Consider the following 19,068-nt stretch of genomic DNA (forward strand, 5'->3'; position numbering starts at 1 on the left):
GCTGCGTCCGCCACAACAATCTATTAGTATGAATAGTTTACCACAATAGCCTAGTTAGAAACCACCGGAAAGCGAACAAGCATTCGTATTTATATAACAGCGTATCCATCATTCTTCATTTATGCCCAATAATGCAAGAAAAGAGTCTTCCAGAAGGAAAGACTCTTACGATTATTCACGCACTTTTAGCGGCACGATTCCGTTCAATCATCCGTTTTGAATACCAGAAACCAGCGGTAAGTGAGAACGCATCTACAATAATCAGAGGCCAGGAAGATGTAAACCCCCGATAAGCTGATGCGGCAATCAAGGCTACCGTCAACAGCAACCCAACAACATAGCTGTATGTAACCCTTGAAAACAGCACAACCAATAGACCGGGTGCCAGCAAGGCTGCTAATATCTTCATCAAAGCACTCCTTTCGTTCGTGCACAATCACTCCTTCTATTATACAATGTTTTCCCACACCTACAAATAAATTACATTTCTACTCAATCAATTTCGCATGCACAACCATTCTTGCATCATCAAACTCATAGCTGCAGGTTGATAGAGTTATTACTTTATCTGTCCGCTCCACCTGGCAGCCTGTATGATAGAGAGATTTCGCGGAAATCCTTTCGAGGAATTGTCCAAATTCACCCTCTGAACGGAAATCCGTTTCTATATAATTATCATCCGCACCTGTCACATAAGCCGAGAATACTTCCCATTTACTGATACCGTCCTTATTGCTGTACGTCACATACGGATTCTCCTTGCAAAAAGCTTCCTTCTTATAGGAAGTCAAATCACGGAACATGGTTCCATTCCTCATATTATGACCATAAAGCACCGTATGGCTCCCTAATGGCGCAGGACAATTCCGATAATCCATAAAGATGGTTCCAGCAGAGGATTCCTCCTTATAAACGGAATGTGTTAAGTAATATTCATTATCATCTGCCTGCGCAACAGGATAATGAATCGAGGTTCCTTCAATGGATATCCAGCCGACAATGTCCTCATTAACTTCTTGAAGGTGTTCGAGTGTAAATTCCTGTTCTCCAGCATCGCTCTCCTTTGCTACCGATTGATCATAAATATCGGCCATTGCGCCTTGTGTGTTTTTCAGCTGATACAGCTCAATCAGATAGTCACAAAGAATATATCCTGAGAATAAAAAAGCAGCTAGTAAAATACTCTTTATAATGAAAATAAGTAGAGTTCTCTTTGGCTTCTTCATGAATTTACACTCCTTTAAGTTATATTAATATAATAAAATTATCATACTTACTTACCACTTTGTCCAAAAGCTTATCAATGAATTTAAACGCAGCTTCTTCTTAAACGGCTCTGTTCATTTAAAAAATGTTGATTTTTGTTGCAGGGAGCATCCTCAAGTGCTCTATGCATCTGCGGGCTCACCCCTGTCGCTAGTCCTGAAGGAGTCAACCGCCTGAAACGTTAACTGGCGGTATTCTACTATTAACATGATCCTTAATAGTTCCTTTCAATATAGAAGCTCTCACCCTCTTTTTCTATCCATTTCTGTCCAGCACGTTTATCTGCCATCCAAACGGGTATTATAATCGGCAGCGCATTCTCGCATTTCACCTATCATCTTTATATGATTTTCATACTTAAAGAGGATTGGTAACTCATTAACTCACTTTTCTAATTAATCTGTTTATTAGTTGACATGGTAATCTTTGTAACGATAAACTGATGTACTGTGTGTTTCAACATAGAGGGGGATAAGTATGGAAAAGAAGCCGTATATTACGGAAGCGATTATCGGAAATTCAAGTATGCTCGTCTCATTAACAAAGGACGGGCAGGCTCAACGTATCACATGGCCGAATATTGACTTTCCTCAGCATTTAAATTTGTTTTACACAGGCATCCGTGGAATAGAAGGATCCATCAAGACGTTTTTCCTGCACGATAATGTATGGAAGCATCAGCAGGCCTACATTAGCGGCACTAATATATTAGAAACGGTTTCAACCCTCGGAGAAGTTGGCTTGAGTATCAGGCAGCTTGACTTTGTTGTCCCCGATCAGGATGTGTACATCCGCCACTTCACATTCCGAAATATCTCTGATTATCCGCAAAATCTTGACTTTGTTGTCTATAGCGATTTCATGATTGATGAGAAACGCCGTTATCAAACGGTTATGTTTGATGAGGCGACCGACAGCTTTGTCCACTACCACCGCGAATATGGATTCGCGATTGGTTCAGACACGCCTGTGAAGAAATATCAGTGCGGAGCTACCTTTAAGGAAACCAATGATGGTTATCTCCCTGGAAAACGCATTGCTAATCGCTCTTCTGCCGGAATTGAATACGGTCCCATTCATATCCCGGCTAACGGGGAGCATTCCATCACGCTTTACATCGCAGCCGGCATGGGAGGCAAAGAAGCCTTAAAGAATTTAAGACAAGCGAAGCACTCTACCTTTGATGAGCTGTACAATCAAACGGTCGAGTATTGGCATCAGTACTTGAAGGAAGCAAATCCAGTTGAGTTTAAAGATGAACGAGGCAAACATTTGTATGAGCGTTCCCTCTTAATGTTCCATCTCATGAATAATAGGAACGGGGGATTCATTGCGGCTCCAGAGGTGGATGAGGAGTATGCCTACTCTGGCGGCTATGCTTATTGCTGGGGAAGAGATGCTGCCTATACGGCAACAGCCTATGCCAGAGCCGGCTACCATGAGCGCGTGCGCCACTTTTTCCGCTTTGCCTGCTCCTTACAGGAGGACAACGGCTCTTGGGAGCACCGCCATTATTTAGATGGCTATTTGGCACCGTCCTGGGGGCTGCAAATTGATGAAACTGGCTCCATCCTTTGGGGGATGCACCAATTCTATTCTCTTACAAAGGATGATTCCTTTATCGAGGAAATGTGGCCGACCGTTGAAAAGGGAGCGGATTTCTTAACTAGATTCATTGATCCTGTCACTCACCTTCCGCTCCCAAGCATGGATATCTGGGAGAAACGGGAGGCTGAGCATTTCTATTCTGCGGCTGCAGTTTATGGCGGGCTGATGGGCGCAGCTGAATTTGCTGCTAAGCAAGGCTTTGCCGATAAAGCACAGCTTTATGTTAAGACAGCCGAGGCCATGAAGAAAACAATCCTGCAAATCGGCTATAATGCGACGAGCGGCTCCTTCTTTCGCGCCTTCCATCTGCGCCTAGATGAGCCAGCTTATCAGAATAAAAAAGCACAGGGCAAGGATGTTGCGATGGAATATGATCGCAAGGGATATCCAGTGTACCGGCAAATCCGTGATGATGTAATCGATATCTGCTTACTCGGCCTTCAGGTTCCCTTCAATATGATTGAGGCTGATGATCCGAAAATGAAGCAGACAGCCGCAACAATTGACAGGCTTTGCCGCTCCAAGATTATCGGAGGAATTGAACGATTCCCTGGAGACATTTATATAAGTGGTGACCCTTGGATTATCGCAACTCTATGGCTGGCCATTTATTATGCACGAATCAATCAGCAGCTTGAGGCGAAGAAGCTTTATAATTGGGTCGTGGACCATGCAACCGAACTTGGCTTGCTAGCTGAACAGATTGATAAGGTAACTGGACGTCCTGCCTGGGTTCTTCCGCTCACCTGGTCCCATGCCATGTTCATTCTTACTGTACTTGAGTTTAAGGAGAGAGGAATTGAAGTATAAAGCCGCATTCTCCGCTTGCCCCTTAAGAGACAGATTTACGCCTGCCTCTTAAGGGGCTTTTTTGTATATGGCTAAATTAATTGATCGCTCATGATAAACGATGTGCAAGGCCCAGCCCGCGACAAGCATGTAAATCCGAATCTCCTCACCTGAATAAAGCAGCTAAATTGATATATTAAAATTAAAAAAATATGACAAGTCACTATATTTGTAATGTTACTTAATTTTTGATAACATCACAATTAAGTAACATTATAGTTAGGAGGTACATCCTTGGAATACGTTGATCCCATAAAGGATATCCGCAAGATTGCTGCCATAAAAAGAATTCTTAAAAAACAGTCCTTGCGTGATTTGCTGTTATTTGTTTTTGGAATAAATACCGGTCTCCGTGTCAGCGAGCTGCTCTCGTTACGGGTGGGTGATATTTGGGAAGATGGGAAATTCAAGGAGTTCCTTTATATTAAGGACGCAAAGACTTCAGAGGAAAGGGCTTTTTACCTTAACCAAAATGTGAGGGATGCCGCAAAGCATTATTTAGATACCTTTGATTTCTCTCCAGATGATTACTTATTTAAATCGAAGAAAAATCAGCAGCCAATTTCCAGACAGCAGGCATACCGGATCATTAACTGTGCGGCGAAGGAAGCGGGTATACCCGGGAAGATTGGAACCCATACGCTGCGGAAGACATTTGGTTATCACGCCTATCGGAAAGGGATTGCCATATCGATTCTCATGAATATTTATCATCACCATAGTCCTGGTGAAACATTACGGTATTTAGGAATCGACAAAAATGAAAAGCTGCCGGTTAAAGTGGATGTAAATCTATAAGGCTAGAACAGACGCTTCATTCTTAAGAAAGAAAAAACCCCCACATAAATTTGTGGAGGTCTCCATCATAAGCGTTCTTTGACATAGTCATCAGTCACAGTCACTTGCAGCGTTTGGTTGTTTTTCATGAATTTAAAGATACCGGTGTTGAAATCAGTGCCGATTTCTTTGAAGAAAATCCCTTCAAATTCACTTTCTTTTGTATGCTCGAAGCTTATCCGATACTGATCGCCTTCTTTTTCGAGGTAGGCGCGCACACCTTTTTCATAAAGGCCGTCTGGGTCATCCTTTAATGCCCGGGCGACGGATACAATATGAAGGTCAACAAATGGAATGTCTCGCAGCAAAGTATTTATAATCGAACCTTTAGCAATCTGTTCCCAGCGGCTTTGCGCTGTTTGACCAAGGATGATCTGTGAAATTTGTTTTTCACGCGCAACATCCGCTATCACCTTTGCGAATGGCCGTTTCTCATTATCTTTCAAAATAAATTCCTCAGCTTCCAATTCCTCGGCGAGCTGACGCCATCTCTCGATACTTTCGGATTTCTCAGCGTCTAGTTCATCAAAAGGACTTGGGTCCACTGTCAAGATGTACAGAGGACAATCCAGCATATTGGCAATTTTACTGCCGCGCTGAATTAAGCGATCACCGTTGGGGCCGTAATAGACACATACAAGGATGCTTTCGTCCATTCGGCTTTTGCATTTTTTCATTAAAAGTTCACCTCTAAATAGATGGTAGGTCATTAGACTATAACGAATATAGCCCATGCAGGTTTTTCAGTCAATTATTATTACATAAAAGAGTTGCAATATTTCAAATATAACAAGGTTTAACGAAATAATTGCAGCTTTTGTATATCTGCACCATTACTCTATGATGAAGGGAGCGGGAGGACATGATTAATTGGATGATTTTATTACCGTTTATCTTTGCGGTTCTAATACCTTTCCTCCATCGTTTATTCAACAAAAAGCTTCATATCGGCTGGTTTGTTCTTTTTCTTCCAGCTATTATCCTCATCTTCTTATTACAGTATATCCCAATTACTACATCTGGCAACACATTAACCAGCGAAATCAAATGGCTGCCAGCGTTTGGGCTTAATTTCACGACCTATGTCGATGGATTATCCCTTCTATTCGGTTTACTGATCACAGGTATCGGCTCGCTCGTTATTCTGTATTCAATTTTCTACCTGTCCAGGCAGCGTGAGGAGCTTCATAACTTTTATGTCTATCTCATGTTGTTTATGGGAGCCATGCTAGGAGTCGTTTTCTCGGACAATGTTATCGTTTTGTACGTGTTCTGGGAGCTGACGAGCATTTCTTCTTTCCTGTTAATTGCCTATTGGTACCAGCGGCGAAAATCGAGAGACGGGGCACAAAAGTCCATGCTGATCACCATTTCCGGCGGTTTATCTATGCTGGCCGGGCTTTTGCTCCTTTCCCTCATCACGGATACATACAGCATCCGTGAAATGATTTCCAAAGCTGGCTCTTTACCTGAGCATACCCTGTTTTTGCCAGCGATGATCTTAATCTTATTGGGAGCTTTCACGAAATCAGCTCAGTTCCCATTTAGTTTCTGGCTGCCTGATGCGATGGAAGCACCGACACCCATCAGTGCTTATCTGCATTCAGCAACAATGGTTAAAGCTGGTATCTATTTAGTTGCGAGGTTGACACCCGTGTTCGGCGGTCAGGCCGTTTGGTTCTGGACCGTATCCTTAATTGGTATCGTGACCTTATTATACGGATCCTGGAATGCGGTGCGGCAGAGGGATTTGAAGGCTCTGCTCGCTTATTCGACCATCAGTCAGCTCGGCTTGATCATGAGTCTTCTCGGACTCGGGTCTGCTGCCATTTATTTTGGCTACGGCGATGAATCGAAGGTATATGCGATAGCCATTATGGCCGCTGTCTTCCATTTAGTTAATCATTCCACCTTCAAAGGAAGTCTGTTCATGGTGGTCGGAATTATTGACCATGAGACAGGTACCCGGAATCTGCAAAGATTGGGCGGGTTAATGAGCCTCATGCCGATTTCCTTTACGATTACGATGATTGGCAGTTTCTCAATGGCAGGTTTACCTCCATTCAATGGATTTTTGAGTAAAGAAATGTTCTTTACCGGTGTGGTGAATGCATCAGGGATGGATATTTTCGGGATGGGAACATTCGGCGTAATCTTCCCGGTTGTCGCTTGGGCAGCAAGTGTCCTGACGTTCGTCTACTGTATGATCATGGTCTTTAAGACGTTCGCGGGAGAACACAAACCGGAAATGCTGTCAAAAGCCACGCATGAACCGCCTATCGGCATGCTGATTCCGCCAGCTTTATTGGCGATGTTCGTCGTGCTAATCTTCTTTTTCCCTAACGTATTGGCCAAATACATTTTGGACCCTGCATTCATAGCCATCCTGCCGGACTATGCGGCAGCAGGTGGATTGGGTAAAGAGATTTCTGCATGGCATGGTTTTAACATTGAGTTATGGATGACGATTGGAGTCGTACTATTCGGCTTCTTGCTATACAAGCTGCTCCCGAAATGGATCAAGATATTCAGCTGGTACCCGCAAGGTCTAACATTTAACAGCCTATACAACGAGTCACTGCAGTTTATGGAATCACTATCCGCCAAGATAACGAAGAAGTATATGACTGGCTATACACGCGATTACCTCGCTTATATTTTTTCATTCTTCATCTTTATCGTTGGCGGTTCCCTATGGCTGTTCAATGGCTTTGCCTTTGATATGTCCAAAGATTCACCGGTGAGTATTTATGAGGCCGTGATGGTCATTGGCATGGTCATAGCCGCTTTGATTGCGCTCTTTTCCCAGCACAGGCTGACATCCATTATCGCTGTTGGAGCCCTGGGGTATCTTGTGTCCATTCTATTCGTTATTTTCCAGGCGCCGGATTTAGCGCTGACACAATTGGTTGTTGAAACGGTAACGGTCGCTTTATTCCTGCTATGCTTCTATCATTTGCCAGAGCTTCGCAAGGAAATCAGCAAAGTCCGCTTCAAAATAACGAATATGCTGATTTCAGTCGGAGTCGGTTTGACCGTCACCCTTCTGGCCCTTTCCGCCAATGGAACTCGTTTGTTCGACACCATCTCTGGATACTTTGAGGATTCCTATGCGCTTGCCGGGGCGAAAAACATTGTGAACGCGACGTTGGTCGACTTCAGGGGGCTTGATACGATGGTCGAAGTGGCCGTCCTCTGTATTGCTGGATTGGCTGTATTTACATTAATTAAGGTCAATGTTACAGGGAGGGATAGAAAATGAAGCCTAATGATATTTTATTATCGGCTGTCACAAAAGTCGCTGTTCTGATCATCCTCACCTTTTCCATTGATTTGTTCTTCTCTGGGCACCACAATCCTGGAGGAGGATTCATTGGGGGCTTAGGAATTTCCAGTGCTCTTGTACTTATGTATTTGACACTTGGAACGGAAACCGTCAATAAACTTATTCCTGTAGACTTTAAAACAGTGGCCGCAATTGGTGTACTGATTGCTGTTCTTACAGGTGCCGGTTCCTTTCTGTTCGACGCTCCCTTTCTTTCTCAAACATTCGGTTATTTTGAGCTTCCTATCCTGGGCAAAACCGAATTAGCCACCGCGCTCATCTTTGATACTGGTGTCGCTTTAGCAGTCATTGGTTCAGCCGTGACAATCATCCTGAGTATAAGCGAGGATCGATAACAATGGAAACAGTCATGTCTATACTTGTAGGAGTCTTCTTCGCAATCGGAACATACATGGTCTTATCTAAAAGCCTGCTAAGAATCATACTCGGCACGTCCGTAATCGGCCATGCCGTCAACCTTCTGATTCTGACAATGGGAGGGTTGAAGACTGGAGGTCCCCCGCTGCTGGGTCTGAATAATACCTCCTTTACGGATGGACTGCCGCAGGCACTTATCCTGACCGCAATTGTCATTAACTTTGCTATTACGGGTCTTTTCCTGGTGGTTGCCTATCGTAGTTACCGGGTCTTGGAAACGGATGATATGGATCAATTAAGGGGAAATGAAGATGAATAATCTAGTCGTTCTGCCAATCATTATTCCGCTTATCGCGGGATTGATCTTGGTCATATTCAGAAAAAAATTATATATGCAAAGATTCATTGCCCTATTCGCCATTCTAGCTACCTTCACCGTTGCTGTGATGATGGCTTTAAAAATAAAGGAAGACGGGATACAGGTTCTGCAGGCAGGGGGATGGACTGCTCCCTATGGAATCAGCCTTGTCGCCGATATGTTTGCGGTCATCCTGTTAATCATAACGGCATTCGTGTCCTTCTGTTGTCTATTTTATGCCTTCTACACAATCGGGAGATTACGAGAGGAAAACTTCTTCTATCCATTGTTCCTGTTCATGATCAGCGGAGTAAACGGATCCTTTTTGACCGGTGACATCTTCAATCTGTTCGTTTTCTTTGAATTGATGCTAATCTCCTCCTATGCGCTGATTACACTCGGCGGAGAGAAAAAGCAGCTCAGGGAATCGATTAAATATATTTTGATTAATGTCATGTCATCCTTCTTCTTCCTTGTGGCTGTTGCCTACCTATACGCTGTAACAGGCACGCTGAATATGGCACATCTATCTGTCCGTGTAGCAGAAGCAGGCCAAAGCGGACTGATGACGACCGTTGCCATTCTACTGCTCATGGTCTTCAGCTTGAAGGCCGGGCTCCTGTTGTTTTACTGGCTGCCTGGTTCCTATAGCGTTCCTCCTACAGCAGTGGCAGCAATCTTTGCAGCTTTACTCACCAAGGTCGGAATTTATGCCATTTTCCGTATATTTACATTGATCTTTTATCATCAACCGGAAATTACCCACCTGCTGATTGGCATTCTTGGGGCGGCGACGATGCTGCTCGGAGTCATCGGCGCGGTCTCCAGATGGGATATAGAAGGGATTCTGACTTACAATGTAATCATCTCGGTTGGCTTAATCATGGCCGGGCTGGCTGCTTTTACAACAGGCAGTATCACGGGATCGGTTTTTTATCTGGTGCATGACATTAATGTAAAAGCGTTGATTTTCCTAATTGGGGGGACCATTATTTATCTCACCGGCACCGCTAATTTAAAGGAAATCAGCGGTTTGATCCGGACACACCCCTTTCTTGGCTGGATGTTCTTTATCGCATCCTTGGCACTCGCCGGCATTCCGCCGTTCAGCGGTTTCCTCGGAAAGCTGCTGATCACAAAGGGCACCTTTGAGGCCGGAGAATATTGGCTTGGGGCAATTGGATTAATATCAAGCTTGTTGGTACTTTATTCTGTCATGAAAATCTTCATGAACGCCTTCTGGGGTGAAACAAACCTAAGTGAAGACATGGAGAAAGGGACAACAAGGGGAATTATTGTACCGATTACACTTTTAACGGCTGTAACGATCTTTCTCGGATTGGGAGGAGAATCAATCTCAGCCTATATCCAATTGGCCGCTGAAGGCTTAATGAACCCTGACTTATATATCGATGCCGTTTTAGGAGAATAATAGCCAACCGATAAAATAAAACTTTTAAAGTTAAATGTTGATAGTAAAGAATCGTTGATCAACGTTACAGGCGCTTGACTTCGGCAGGAGCAGCAGAAAGTAATCGACTGTAACGAAAATCAATATGTAAGATTAACCTAGCCATAAAAAAGGGGTGGTCCGTTGTGCCCGTTCAAGTTTTACTGAATATATTCATTGGTTTCTTATGGATGCTTTTGCAGGATAAATGGAGTTTCCCTTCGTTCTTTGCCGGGTATCTAGTGGGAATTGTCATTTTGTTTTTCATGCGTCGTTTCTTCAGTACATCCTTCTATTTAGGTACATTTTTCTCCATATTGAAGCTGCTGTATGTATTCCTAAGAGAGCTCGTATCTTCTACCGTGCTTGTCCTTAGACAGGTTACACGCAGAAAAATAGACGTTCAGCCAGGAGTGTTTGCCGTCAAAACAGATTTGAGCGGGGAATGGGAGATACCGCTATTGGCTCTATTATTATCGCTGACGCCAGGCTCGGTCGTGCTTGAGATTTCCCCAGACAATAAGACATTCTTCATTCACGCCATGGATATGGAGGAATCAAAAAAATCAATCATCCAGGCAAAAACGAGCTTTGAAAAGGCGATTAAGGAGGTTACACGATAATGTTTGAAATCGTTTTGACTTTAGCACTGTTCATTCTGACATTATCCATTCTGATTTCCATCTATCGCCTATTTAAAGGCCCATCCATGCCAGACCGGGTTATGGCACTGGATTCAATCGGGATTCACTTAATTTCAGGTGTGGCTATTTTGTCCGTACTATTCAGATCGCACGCTTTCTTGGACATCATATTACTGCTTGGTATCCTTTCTTTCATTGGGACCATTGCATTTGCTAGATTCATAGAAAGGGGTGTTGTCATTGAACGCGGAAATGATCAGTGAGTGGATTGCAGGCGGCTTTATCCTTTTAGGGACAGTCTTAACTCTTCTAAGCGGTGTCGGACTGATTAGGCTTCCAGATGTCTATACACGCTCCCATGCCGCTTCGAAAAGCACAACACTCGGAGTGCTGTTCATTCTTCTAGGAGCATTCATGTTTTTTTGGATCGACGAAGGTTACTTTAGTATCCGGCTGCTTCTTGGAATATTCTTTGTATTTTTGACCGCTCCAGTTGCAGGCCATATCATCTGCCGGGCAGCCTATCGCTCAAACGTAAAGCTTGCCGACCGGACTGTACGCGATGACTTAAAAAAATATATGAAGACTGAATAAGGACATAAAAATAGCCCCATAAAAGGCAAACACAATCTGCCTTTCATGGGGCGTTTTTTATCCGGCTGAATAAGAGCCGTCCGACTTATAAAGTGTACCCCTTGTAAAGGACATTTTGAAAAAGCCTAGGCAACTTGTTGAAGCTGCTGTCTGTATTTTGCAGGCGGCAGCTTTTTTAAATTCCATTGCCCTCGATAATGATTGTAGTAAATCATATAACGCTTAATTTCTTGTTTTACTTGTTCCAATGTTTCGCATTCCTTGATGTTTGATTCATCTTTCAAATGACCAAAAAAGGATTCCTGTGGGGCATTGTCCCAACAGTTTCCTCGCCGTGACATCGATTGGCCTAGTCCCATTTTCTTCACTAATGCCTGGAATGTTGGATTCGTATAATGAAACCCTTGATCTGAATGGATAAAGGCATCTTCTGCTAAATGATGATGGATTCGTTTCAACTTTCGTATGGTATTTAAGGCAATATCAAGGTGAAGGGAATCAGATACTTCATAGGCGAGAATTTCATTGGTCTCCGCGTCCTTGACCGTTGATAAATAGGCACGTTTTCCTTTCTTGTAAGATAGGTACGTGATATCGGTTAACAGGACCTTTCCTGCCACTCCTTGTTTAAAGTTGCGTTGTAAGGTATTCGGACATGTGCGATGTTCCTTTGTTGCCTTGACCATCCGTCGATAGGGATTCGCTTTTCGAATGGGACAAATGATCCCGAATTTCTTCATGATGCGGCGAATGCGTTTCAGGTTGTAAGTGATTTGATACTGGTTTTGAAGCGTCATTTTAATTTGACGTGCTCCCTTTTTACGTCTGCGGTAATGATAAGCCTTAAGAATCCATTCTTTTACTCTTTCATCCGCCTCATCTTTAGCCGTGCGCTTTTGGGCTGATTTTTCTAGAAAGTAGTTATAGTAACCTGAACGAGATACCCCCATGATGTCGCATAAATAGCTCACCATGCGCTTCAAGTTGTATTTCTCCATCGTATGCTTGATTAGTTCGAACTTCCATTTTGAGGTGATTTTTATTTCTTCTTCAACATCTGCCTTTCGAGTAGATCGAGCTTTTTTAATAGTTCATTCTCTGCCTCAAGTAAACGATTTTTCGCTTCTAACCGTCTAATCTTCTCCTCTAGCGTTAATTCTCGATTTGAAGGTCTTCCAGAATTGGTTATACGTGTATCCTGTAAACCGCCTACACCTGCTTTGCGATAGGCTGCCCGCCAACGTTTTCCGGCAGTTCTGACACGGTCAATACCGATTAAATCAACATTCAAACCAGCCTCTTCGAATATTTCTCGCGGGAATTTACCTTTCTCATTTTCCGCAATAAAATGACGTTTGAATTCATCTGTATAAGTAATGGCTTTATCACTCACTGCTTTCACATAGGTATTTTTCTTTAATAGTTCTTGTTCTTTTTGGGTCAATAATCTTTTAGTCATTTCAATCCGCTCCGACATCTTTTTTCTCATTATAAACAAAGTACCCCATCAGATGGACTTTTTTCAAAGTGTCTATCTGATAGGGTACATTTTATTATTTAAGCGGTTATCCTTTTTTTTGAATCGGTCTACTTCCCCTTATGGATGCTAACTGTCCTCTTTCCCCAGCTTACTGCAAAAATAAATATTATATACTTCCATAATGGTATGTTCATAGAAACGGAGAAAAGACCCAAATTAGCTGTCTTTTTCTCTCTCTTCTCTCACCATATTGATGCCCACGGGATATATGCCCTTTTTTCACGCCTATTCTAGTTCTAATGACTTGTTCCTTCTAACATATTTCACCTTTCTGGCACATTATGTAGTTCATTAGAATTGTTTCGGCCAATAACCTGTAATCAATGAAACGCAATTAACATGTAATATAGGATAAAAGGCTATAGGTATTTGAATATAAAGGATGTTATTATTATAATATGAATTAGAACTAATTACTTTCTAAATATACTGTTCAGGAAGGAATTTGCAAGATGATTGGTGATCGTGTCAAAAGATTAAGAACGGAAAAGAAATTATCCATGACTGAGCTTGCAGAGAAAGCAGGCGTCGCAAAATCTTATTTGAGTTCATTGGAAAGAAACATACAGACGAATCCTTCCATTCAATTCCTTGAAAAGATTGCATCCGTCCTTAATGTTCCATTGGATGTTCTCTTACACGATACTCCAAAAGACTATCCGCTGGACCAGGATTGGGCGAATCTCGTCAAAGAAGCAATGGAATCAGGTGTTTCTAAGGATCAATTCCGGGAATTCATTGAATTCAATAAATGGAAGCTAAGTAATACCGATAAATAAGACAATAATCGTCAGAAAAAAAACAGTCACTCGCCAATTCAATGGTGAGTGTTTTTTTATGTCGAAGCTTTGATAGTCTCAGGCATTTGATTCGTTTTTAGAAACTCTCTTATTTCCTCCTTACTTAATCCGAGTTCGCGGGCAGCTAACATCAAGTCTACCCATTCCCCATCTAACTCCAATTTATACATTAGTAACATCGCCTATCCCTTCCCTCCTAAAATACATTTGGTATCTCAGGCAGTTCAGCCATCGTGGCAGTTTACACTACTTTAGACCTGAAACTTTGCGTTCTCATTTTTCCATGAGTTTGCCCTTTCAATAATTAGGTACTAATCCAAGTATAAACGGGATGTACCATTTTATTTGCCGTTATTTGTAACTCTCAAACTTGTATCATCAGTCTTTTTTCCTTCAAATTTCTACAAAACATAAGCATTTCCCGTATAAATCTCCCTTAAGTTAAGTTTAAAATGTCAAACTTTCATTCTTATTAGCTAAACTTTTTGATTTATTTTTCGCAGTGGCACGAAAAATACTAAACAATTGTTTTCCCGCATCGAATTATTCACCTCCCTCTCTGTATATCTTTTTCAAATCTGTATGATCATCTCCTTTCATTTTTAATAATCAAAAAATACTTAAAATTATGTTAAGATAATTGTTAGACAGGAAGGAGGCAGCAAGATGGAATATGACCATATAGGACCTAAGGAAAGCTCTTTGCTAGAAATAACTCAGAAAGATCCAACCAAATGGGCTGAAAAAGGAGCTGACTATGTACTCATTTCCTTAAAAACAAGCTCTGCAGGTTTATCAAATTCAGAAGCTCAAGCAAGATTAAAAATATTTGGGGATAACAAAATGAAAACAAAAAGAACCTTCAATCCCCTTAAATGCTTTCTAGAGAAGCTTGTCGGATTATTAGCCATTATGCTTTGGGTGGCTAGTATTCTTGCGTTTATTTCCGGCACACCCTTGCTCAGCTATGTAATATGGGCCATCATTTTGATTAACGCCATCTTTTCATTCGTTCAAGAAAACCGGGCAGACAAAGCCTTACAGGCATTATCAGAAATGATGCCGAATCGGGTGAAGGTCTATCGGGATGGTGAAGTACGAACGATGGACGCCGACCAATTAGTGCCTGGTGATATCCTGAATCTCTCCGCTGGGGATAAAGTGCCAGCTGACTGCCGAATTATTTCATCTAATCGTTTGATGGTAAATAACTCCATGCTGACAGGTGAATCATTGCCGGTAAACCGGAGCGAGAACATAGAAACCCGTCATATTGACACCGTCAGCGAATGCAGAAATTTAGTATTCGCCGGAACTTCCATTACAGGCGGAGAAGCGAAGGCTGTCGTTTATGGGACAGGCAAACAAACCCAAATCGGGATGATTACCGAAACGACTACCCAAATCAAGCGTGAGAAAAGCACATTGGAGATTCAGATCCAGCGCATCACGAAAATCCTAGCGATATTTGCTGTTACCATCGGAATCTTAGCCTTTTGTGTATCCGTCTTCCTGACAGATATTGAAGTCAATGAGGCTTTAATCTTTGCGATTGGGATGATTGTGGCAAATGTGCCGGAAGGCTTGATGCCAACCGTCAGCCTCTCCTTGGCGTTGAGCGTCCAGCGGATGGCTAAGAAAAATGCATTGGTCAGAAAGCAATCGGCTGTTGAAACCCTTAGTACAACAACGGTCATTTGCACAGATAAGACCGGGACTCTTACACAGAATGCCATTGTCGCGAAGAAGATATGGACACCAGACGGATTAATTGAAATCAGTGGCAACGGGTATGAGAAGGCCGGCAAGCTAAGCGGAGTAAGCGATCGAAATCAGCCAGGACTTAAGCGCTTTTTCACCTCTGCAATTATTTGTTCAGAGACCGTCCTAAAAACAGCCGAGAAAGATTCGAATGAATGGGAATACATAGGCAATCCAACGGAGGCGGCCATTTTAATTGCGGCAGAGAAATATGGCGTAAACGTGGAAGATACGAAAAAACACTTCACCAGGGAAAGCCTTCAGCCCTTCAGCTCCGAAAATAAATATATGACCGTCTTAGCAAAAAATGACTCAGCTGAGACATTCCCTGCCGGTAAATTGATCAACTTTACAAAAGGCGACCCATTAAAGATTACAGGCAAATGCGCCTATATTTATCGAAATGGACAAGCTGTGAGGATGACAGATGCAGACCGCAAAGAGGTTCATGCTGTAAATGATAAAATGGCAAGCGAGGGTTACCGTATCTTGGCCGTTTCTTGTTCAGGACCTGAAGAAGATACACTTATGCTTCTTGGTCTAGCCATTATGTACGACCCGCCGAAAGAAGGCGTGCTTGAAGCGGTGCGTGATTGCTACCGTGCAGGTGTCAAAATCACAGTCGTTACCGGCGATTACAGCAAGACCGCTCTTTCCATTGCGAAGCAGACAGGCATTGTGAAGGATAAGCATGTCATCATTATGGGAGAGGAATTGCGGAGATTAAGCGAGGCAGAGCTGGCTAAGAAAATCGATACGGATGATCCCGTCATTTTTGCACGGACAACACCTCAGGATAAATTGAAAATTGTCACGGCTTATCAAAGTCTCGGACATGTTGTAGCAGCGACTGGCGATGGTATAAATGATGTATTAGCCTTAAAAAAAGCGGATATCGGTATTTCCATGGGCAAAAACGGCTCCGATGCAGCGATTGAATCTTCTGATGTCGTTTTATTAGATGACCACTTTGCAACAATTGTGGAGGCCATTAAAGAAGGCCGGGCTATATATGAGAATATCCGGAAATTCATTGGCTATATATTAGCCTCAAACGTACCGGAGATTATTCCATTCCTTGTAATGGGATTATTCAATGTCCCTCTTGCCCTGCCGGTTCTATTAGTTCTGGCCATTGACCTTGGAACAGATATCCTGCCAGCCATTTCACTTGGTAAAGAATTACCGGATGATGATATTCTCGACCAGCCGCCAAGGAAGAAAAACAGCAATATTCTCGACCGCCCATCATTACTCAGGGCTTATGGCTTCCTTGGAATGATTGAGGCAGCCTGCCTATTCATCGCCTTTTTCTTTGCTTGGGGGTATTTCGGCTATACATTCGAGGAGATTCGTTCCTTTACCAATATCATCACAACGAATACGGCACCGGCTGATGTTATGCATGCCTATAGCTATGCCATCACGCTCGGGTTCGGGGCAGTAATCGCCTGCCAGATTGGGAACCTCCTAGAATCAAGATCAATGAGGAAGCCATTCTATGAATCCTTCCATAAGCCGAATTCCTTGATGATTTGGGGAGTCGTCCTTGAGGTTATTTTATTTTTATTAATTTCATATACGCCATTCTTCCAATACGTCTTTGAAACAGCTGCATTGGAATGGCAACACATCATTCTTCTTCCCATCTTTACCGTTCTCTTCATTCTATGTGAGGAAATTCGTAAATGGCTGGTTAGAAGGACAGCCATTAGCTGATATAGACAGATTGCCTTATGATAAGGCAATCTGTTTTTTTATGCTTCTTTTCCAGAGCGAAGGGCAAATAACTCTTGCTCAGCCTGTATGCTTGAAAGCGGCAAGGTATGAGACTGCCTTATCTTCCTCGCCTCATGCGCTTGTTCACTCGCTTTCTTTAGTCCATTCAGCATTAGCTGAGCCGCAAGAATGGTCAGTGTGAAAAAGGCAATTGGGACGAGGGCAATCCAAGGATCGAAGGCAAGTGAGCGGAAATACGTCCCCACCAAACCTGACCATTCGTAATACATCGACTTTGGTGGACCACCTCCGCTAAAATCGATAAAGGTACCTCCAAAAAAGAGGTCAAGAACCCCTAAATGAGCAAGAACAATTAATACTTGAATGAATTGCTGAATCGATAGCTGCAGTAAATTTTCCTTTAAATGCGGCAGGATATGAACCCTCATCTTATGCCAACCGCCTCCGCCAAGCACTTGGGCGGCTTCCATAAAGTCCTCTCCATATAATCGCTTAATCTCATTCGCCTGAAAGATGGCCAATGTTGGGACAGCATATATCGTTAGAATGAACACCTCAAAAAGGGCCCGCTTCCAAAACGGATTAGCAAATCCATCCATCTGCATGACCAATACATTATGCAGCAAAAAGGCGGCCACAAGCGTGAGTGGAATTAAAGTGAAACTAGAGAATACCTTTTCAAAGAGGCCAATCCACCTTCTCGCATATACACCAAGAAGAGAGCCAATCAAAAGACCAACCACAATACGCAAAACAGCAATGAAAAGAGCAATTCCAATCGTTATCTTTGCCCCTTCAATCATCATATGGAGCAAATCATAGCCTTCTAGGTCTGACCCAAGCGGAAAAACCGTCAGCGGCGGATATGGCGGTGCATCTAGGATATTTCCATTCTCATCTGATATAAATGTTTCCTGGCGGATTTCTCCATCATTCAATAGGGTATTGCCAATGCTCAAAAGTATTAACACACTTAAGAATAAGAAGCCTGTCATAAAGGATTTATTTCTAACGACATATTTAAACACCCTCATCCCTCCTCTTCTCAGGGACAAGCAGCTGAGCCATATCATACACAATCAAAACCGGCACAGCGAGCAGAATCGTACCGATAGCAAAGAACTCCGGTGTAAGATAGCGATAGATAAACCCAATAATTCCATTGATGCTAAATAAATATTCAATGATAATCAAGTTCGAAATCATAAACCATAAAACGGTTTTAGAATAATTGATTAAGCTGAATAGGACATTGCGCAAGATGTGATGGTTGAATATATACAGCTCAGTGAATCCCTTTGACGAGGCATATTCAGCATACATCTTCTTCTTTTCCACCAAAAATTGCTGAAGCAGAAATCTCGTCAGCAGCAAGGTTAGCGGAAGCGATAAACATACAAGCGGCAGCATCATACTCTGCCAGGTTCCATAACTCGCTACATCCATAATGAGAATACCGGTACCTTTATATATGAGGACAATCATCCATTGAGAGAACGCAATATAGAATAAATCTGGAAGTGCTTGAAGAAGGGACAAAACCCATTCAATTTTAGACAGATGCCTTCTTCCGAGGAAGAGCGTTATATAGGTGAGCAGAAAAGAAATGAATAGAGAGCCCAAAAGACTGACAGCCATTAGGCTTAACGTAGTCCTATAGGGACCTAGTATTTCTGGAAAGACCATTCTGCCGGTGCCCCCATAGTCCATATCCTGCGGAGAAAGCAGGGCCATAAATACTAACTTGATGCTTTCGACATAATCTGTGAAATGAAAACCAATATCCCTAAATAAGGCAGGCAGGCCGCTTATCAAAATGACCCCCATGACCATTAACCCTATACCTGCAAATGAATGAAGCAGCTGTTTAGCCATTCTTACCCCAAATGAACCACCCCTTTATACACTAATCATAATT

At 42.6% G+C, this 19,068-nt stretch carries 18 protein-coding genes and 1 riboswitch; of the genes, 11 read left to right on the forward strand and 7 right to left on the reverse strand.

The annotated features are described in order from the left end of the window. Positions 1-175 precede the first annotated feature (175 nt). Together ACY8DX_RS19235 and srtB are read right to left on the reverse strand one after the other, a co-directional pair. Complete coding sequence (locus tag ACY8DX_RS19235) at positions 176-409, reverse strand: CsbA family protein (protein WP_049669473.1); 234 nt, start codon at positions 407-409, stop codon at positions 176-178. 79 nt (positions 410-488) lie between these two features. Then, entirely contained in the window at positions 489-1,226 is a 738-nt protein-coding gene (gene srtB / locus ACY8DX_RS19240) for a class B sortase (protein WP_462405848.1), read from the reverse strand. 517 nt (positions 1,227-1,743) lie between these two features. Between srtB and ACY8DX_RS19245 the strand changes: the two genes are divergently transcribed. Further along, a complete protein-coding gene (locus tag ACY8DX_RS19245) occupies positions 1,744-3,684 on the forward strand; it encodes a glycoside hydrolase family 15 protein (protein ID WP_439802502.1) in 1,941 nt (646 codons plus the stop codon). Between the two features lie 273 nt (positions 3,685-3,957). Then, on the forward strand, positions 3,958-4,521 hold the full coding sequence (locus ACY8DX_RS19250) for a site-specific integrase (protein ID WP_049669470.1): 564 nt from the start codon (positions 3,958-3,960) through the stop codon (positions 4,519-4,521). 65 nt (positions 4,522-4,586) lie between these two features. On the opposite strand, the gene ACY8DX_RS19255 is transcribed toward ACY8DX_RS19250, so the two are convergent. Further along, positions 4,587-5,237 (reverse strand): universal stress protein, encoded by a 651-nt coding sequence (locus ACY8DX_RS19255; RefSeq protein WP_462405849.1) that lies wholly within the window; start codon positions 5,235-5,237, stop codon positions 4,587-4,589. 185 nt (positions 5,238-5,422) lie between these two features. On the opposite strand from ACY8DX_RS19255, the gene ACY8DX_RS19260 reads away from it, so the two are divergent. The 7 genes from ACY8DX_RS19260 to mnhG all read left to right on the forward strand — a co-directional run bounded on the left by ACY8DX_RS19260 (position 5,423) and on the right by mnhG (position 11,309). After that, positions 5,423-7,822 carry a Na+/H+ antiporter subunit A gene (locus ACY8DX_RS19260; RefSeq protein ID WP_462405850.1) on the forward strand — a complete coding sequence of 800 codons (2,400 nt, stop codon included), beginning with the start codon at positions 5,423-5,425 and terminating at the stop codon, positions 7,820-7,822. Beyond that, positions 7,819-8,241 carry a Na(+)/H(+) antiporter subunit B gene (locus ACY8DX_RS19265; RefSeq protein WP_049669468.1) on the forward strand — a complete coding sequence of 141 codons (423 nt, stop codon included), beginning with the start codon at positions 7,819-7,821 and terminating at the stop codon, positions 8,239-8,241. The genes ACY8DX_RS19260 and ACY8DX_RS19265 overlap by 4 nt, the downstream gene beginning before the upstream one ends. A 2-nt stretch (positions 8,242-8,243) precedes the next feature. After that, positions 8,244-8,582 (forward strand): Na(+)/H(+) antiporter subunit C, encoded by a 339-nt coding sequence (locus tag ACY8DX_RS19270; RefSeq protein ID WP_462405851.1) that lies wholly within the window; start codon positions 8,244-8,246, stop codon positions 8,580-8,582. Continuing rightward, positions 8,575-10,053 carry a Na+/H+ antiporter subunit D gene (locus tag ACY8DX_RS19275; protein ID WP_462405852.1) on the forward strand — a complete coding sequence of 493 codons (1,479 nt, stop codon included), beginning with the start codon at positions 8,575-8,577 and terminating at the stop codon, positions 10,051-10,053. The genes ACY8DX_RS19270 and ACY8DX_RS19275 overlap by 8 nt, the downstream gene beginning before the upstream one ends. 164 nt (positions 10,054-10,217) lie before the next feature. Then, a complete protein-coding gene (locus ACY8DX_RS19280) occupies positions 10,218-10,694 on the forward strand; it encodes a Na+/H+ antiporter subunit E (RefSeq protein ID WP_049669465.1) in 477 nt (158 codons plus the stop codon). Continuing rightward, the gene (locus ACY8DX_RS19285) at positions 10,694-10,978 is read left to right on the forward strand and encodes a Na(+)/H(+) antiporter subunit F1 (protein ID WP_049669464.1); all 285 of its coding nucleotides are present in this window, start codon (positions 10,694-10,696) and stop codon (positions 10,976-10,978) included. Before ACY8DX_RS19280 ends, ACY8DX_RS19285 begins: the two co-directional genes overlap by 1 nt. After that, the gene (mnhG, locus tag ACY8DX_RS19290) at positions 10,956-11,309 is read left to right on the forward strand and encodes a monovalent cation/H(+) antiporter subunit G (protein WP_439802504.1); all 354 of its coding nucleotides are present in this window, start codon (positions 10,956-10,958) and stop codon (positions 11,307-11,309) included. The genes ACY8DX_RS19285 and mnhG overlap by 23 nt, the downstream gene beginning before the upstream one ends. A gap of 125 nt (positions 11,310-11,434) precedes the next feature. Here the strand turns inward: mnhG and ACY8DX_RS19295 are convergent. Further along, positions 11,435-12,768 (reverse strand): IS3 family transposase gene (locus ACY8DX_RS19295; RefSeq protein ID WP_462405853.1). Its coding sequence is split into 2 segments (ribosomal slippage): positions 11,435-12,387 and positions 12,387-12,768, totalling 1,335 coding nucleotides; the frame shifts between segments, so codons are not numbered across the junction. A 533-nt stretch (positions 12,769-13,301) separates the two neighbouring features. Between ACY8DX_RS19295 and ACY8DX_RS19300 the strand changes: the two genes are divergently transcribed. After that, positions 13,302-13,628, forward strand: coding sequence for a helix-turn-helix domain-containing protein (locus ACY8DX_RS19300; protein ID WP_049669462.1), 327 nt, complete (start codon positions 13,302-13,304; stop codon positions 13,626-13,628). A gap of 56 nt (positions 13,629-13,684) precedes the next feature. Here the strand turns inward: ACY8DX_RS19300 and ACY8DX_RS19305 are convergent, their stop codons facing one another. Beyond that, a complete protein-coding gene (locus tag ACY8DX_RS19305; RefSeq protein ID WP_156185532.1) occupies positions 13,685-13,819 on the reverse strand; it encodes an anti-repressor SinI family protein in 135 nt (44 codons plus the stop codon). Positions 13,820-13,864: 45 nt separating this feature from the next. Beyond that, positions 13,865-13,953: riboswitch (cyclic di-GMP riboswitch) on the reverse strand. A 362-nt stretch (positions 13,954-14,315) separates the two neighbouring features. Between ACY8DX_RS19305 and ACY8DX_RS19310 the strand changes: the two genes are divergently transcribed. After that, on the forward strand, positions 14,316-17,129 hold the full coding sequence (locus ACY8DX_RS19310) for a cation-translocating P-type ATPase (RefSeq protein ID WP_462405854.1): 2,814 nt from the start codon (positions 14,316-14,318) through the stop codon (positions 17,127-17,129). Positions 17,130-17,167: 38 nt separating this feature from the next. Here ACY8DX_RS19310 and ACY8DX_RS19315 read toward each other — a convergent pair whose 3' ends face one another. Beyond that, positions 17,168-18,178: an ABC transporter permease gene (locus tag ACY8DX_RS19315; protein WP_049669459.1), complete on the reverse strand. Its 1,011-nt coding sequence runs from the start codon at positions 18,176-18,178 to the stop codon at positions 17,168-17,170. Further along, positions 18,171-19,025, reverse strand: coding sequence for an ABC transporter permease subunit (locus tag ACY8DX_RS19320; protein ID WP_439802505.1), 855 nt, complete (start codon positions 19,023-19,025; stop codon positions 18,171-18,173). The genes ACY8DX_RS19315 and ACY8DX_RS19320 overlap by 8 nt, the downstream gene beginning before the upstream one ends. Positions 19,026-19,068 lie beyond the last annotated feature (43 nt).

It is taken from the genome of Gracilibacillus sp. Marseille-QA3620 (assembly GCF_054950035.1).

Excerpts from the sequence above, each read along its gene's own strand:
- ACY8DX_RS19310 (WP_462405854.1), top strand. The coding sequence starts at position 14,316 with ATGGAATATGACCATATAGGACCTAAGGAAAGCTCTTTGCTAGAAATA.
- ACY8DX_RS19270 (WP_462405851.1), top strand. The coding sequence starts at position 8,244 with ATGGAAACAGTCATGTCTATACTTGTAGGAGTCTTCTTCGCAATCGGA.
- ACY8DX_RS19300 (WP_049669462.1), top strand. The coding sequence starts at position 13,302 with ATGATTGGTGATCGTGTCAAAAGATTAAGAACGGAAAAGAAATTATCC.
- ACY8DX_RS19285 (WP_049669464.1), top strand. The coding sequence starts at position 10,694 with ATGTTTGAAATCGTTTTGACTTTAGCACTGTTCATTCTGACATTATCC.
- ACY8DX_RS19305 (WP_156185532.1), bottom strand. The coding sequence starts at position 13,819 with ATGTATAAATTGGAGTTAGATGGGGAATGGGTAGACTTGATGTTAGCT.
- ACY8DX_RS19265 (WP_049669468.1), top strand. The coding sequence starts at position 7,819 with ATGAAGCCTAATGATATTTTATTATCGGCTGTCACAAAAGTCGCTGTT.
- srtB (WP_462405848.1), bottom strand. The coding sequence starts at position 1,226 with ATGAAGAAGCCAAAGAGAACTCTACTTATTTTCATTATAAAGAGTATT.
- ACY8DX_RS19255 (WP_462405849.1), bottom strand. The coding sequence starts at position 5,237 with ATGAAAAAATGCAAAAGCCGAATGGACGAAAGCATCCTTGTATGTGTC.
- ACY8DX_RS19245 (WP_439802502.1), top strand. The coding sequence starts at position 1,744 with ATGGAAAAGAAGCCGTATATTACGGAAGCGATTATCGGAAATTCAAGT.
- ACY8DX_RS19320 (WP_439802505.1), bottom strand. The coding sequence starts at position 19,025 with ATGGCTAAACAGCTGCTTCATTCATTTGCAGGTATAGGGTTAATGGTC.
- ACY8DX_RS19235 (WP_049669473.1), bottom strand. The coding sequence starts at position 409 with ATGAAGATATTAGCAGCCTTGCTGGCACCCGGTCTATTGGTTGTGCTG.
- ACY8DX_RS19260 (WP_462405850.1), top strand. The coding sequence starts at position 5,423 with ATGATTAATTGGATGATTTTATTACCGTTTATCTTTGCGGTTCTAATA.
- ACY8DX_RS19275 (WP_462405852.1), top strand. The coding sequence starts at position 8,575 with ATGAATAATCTAGTCGTTCTGCCAATCATTATTCCGCTTATCGCGGGA.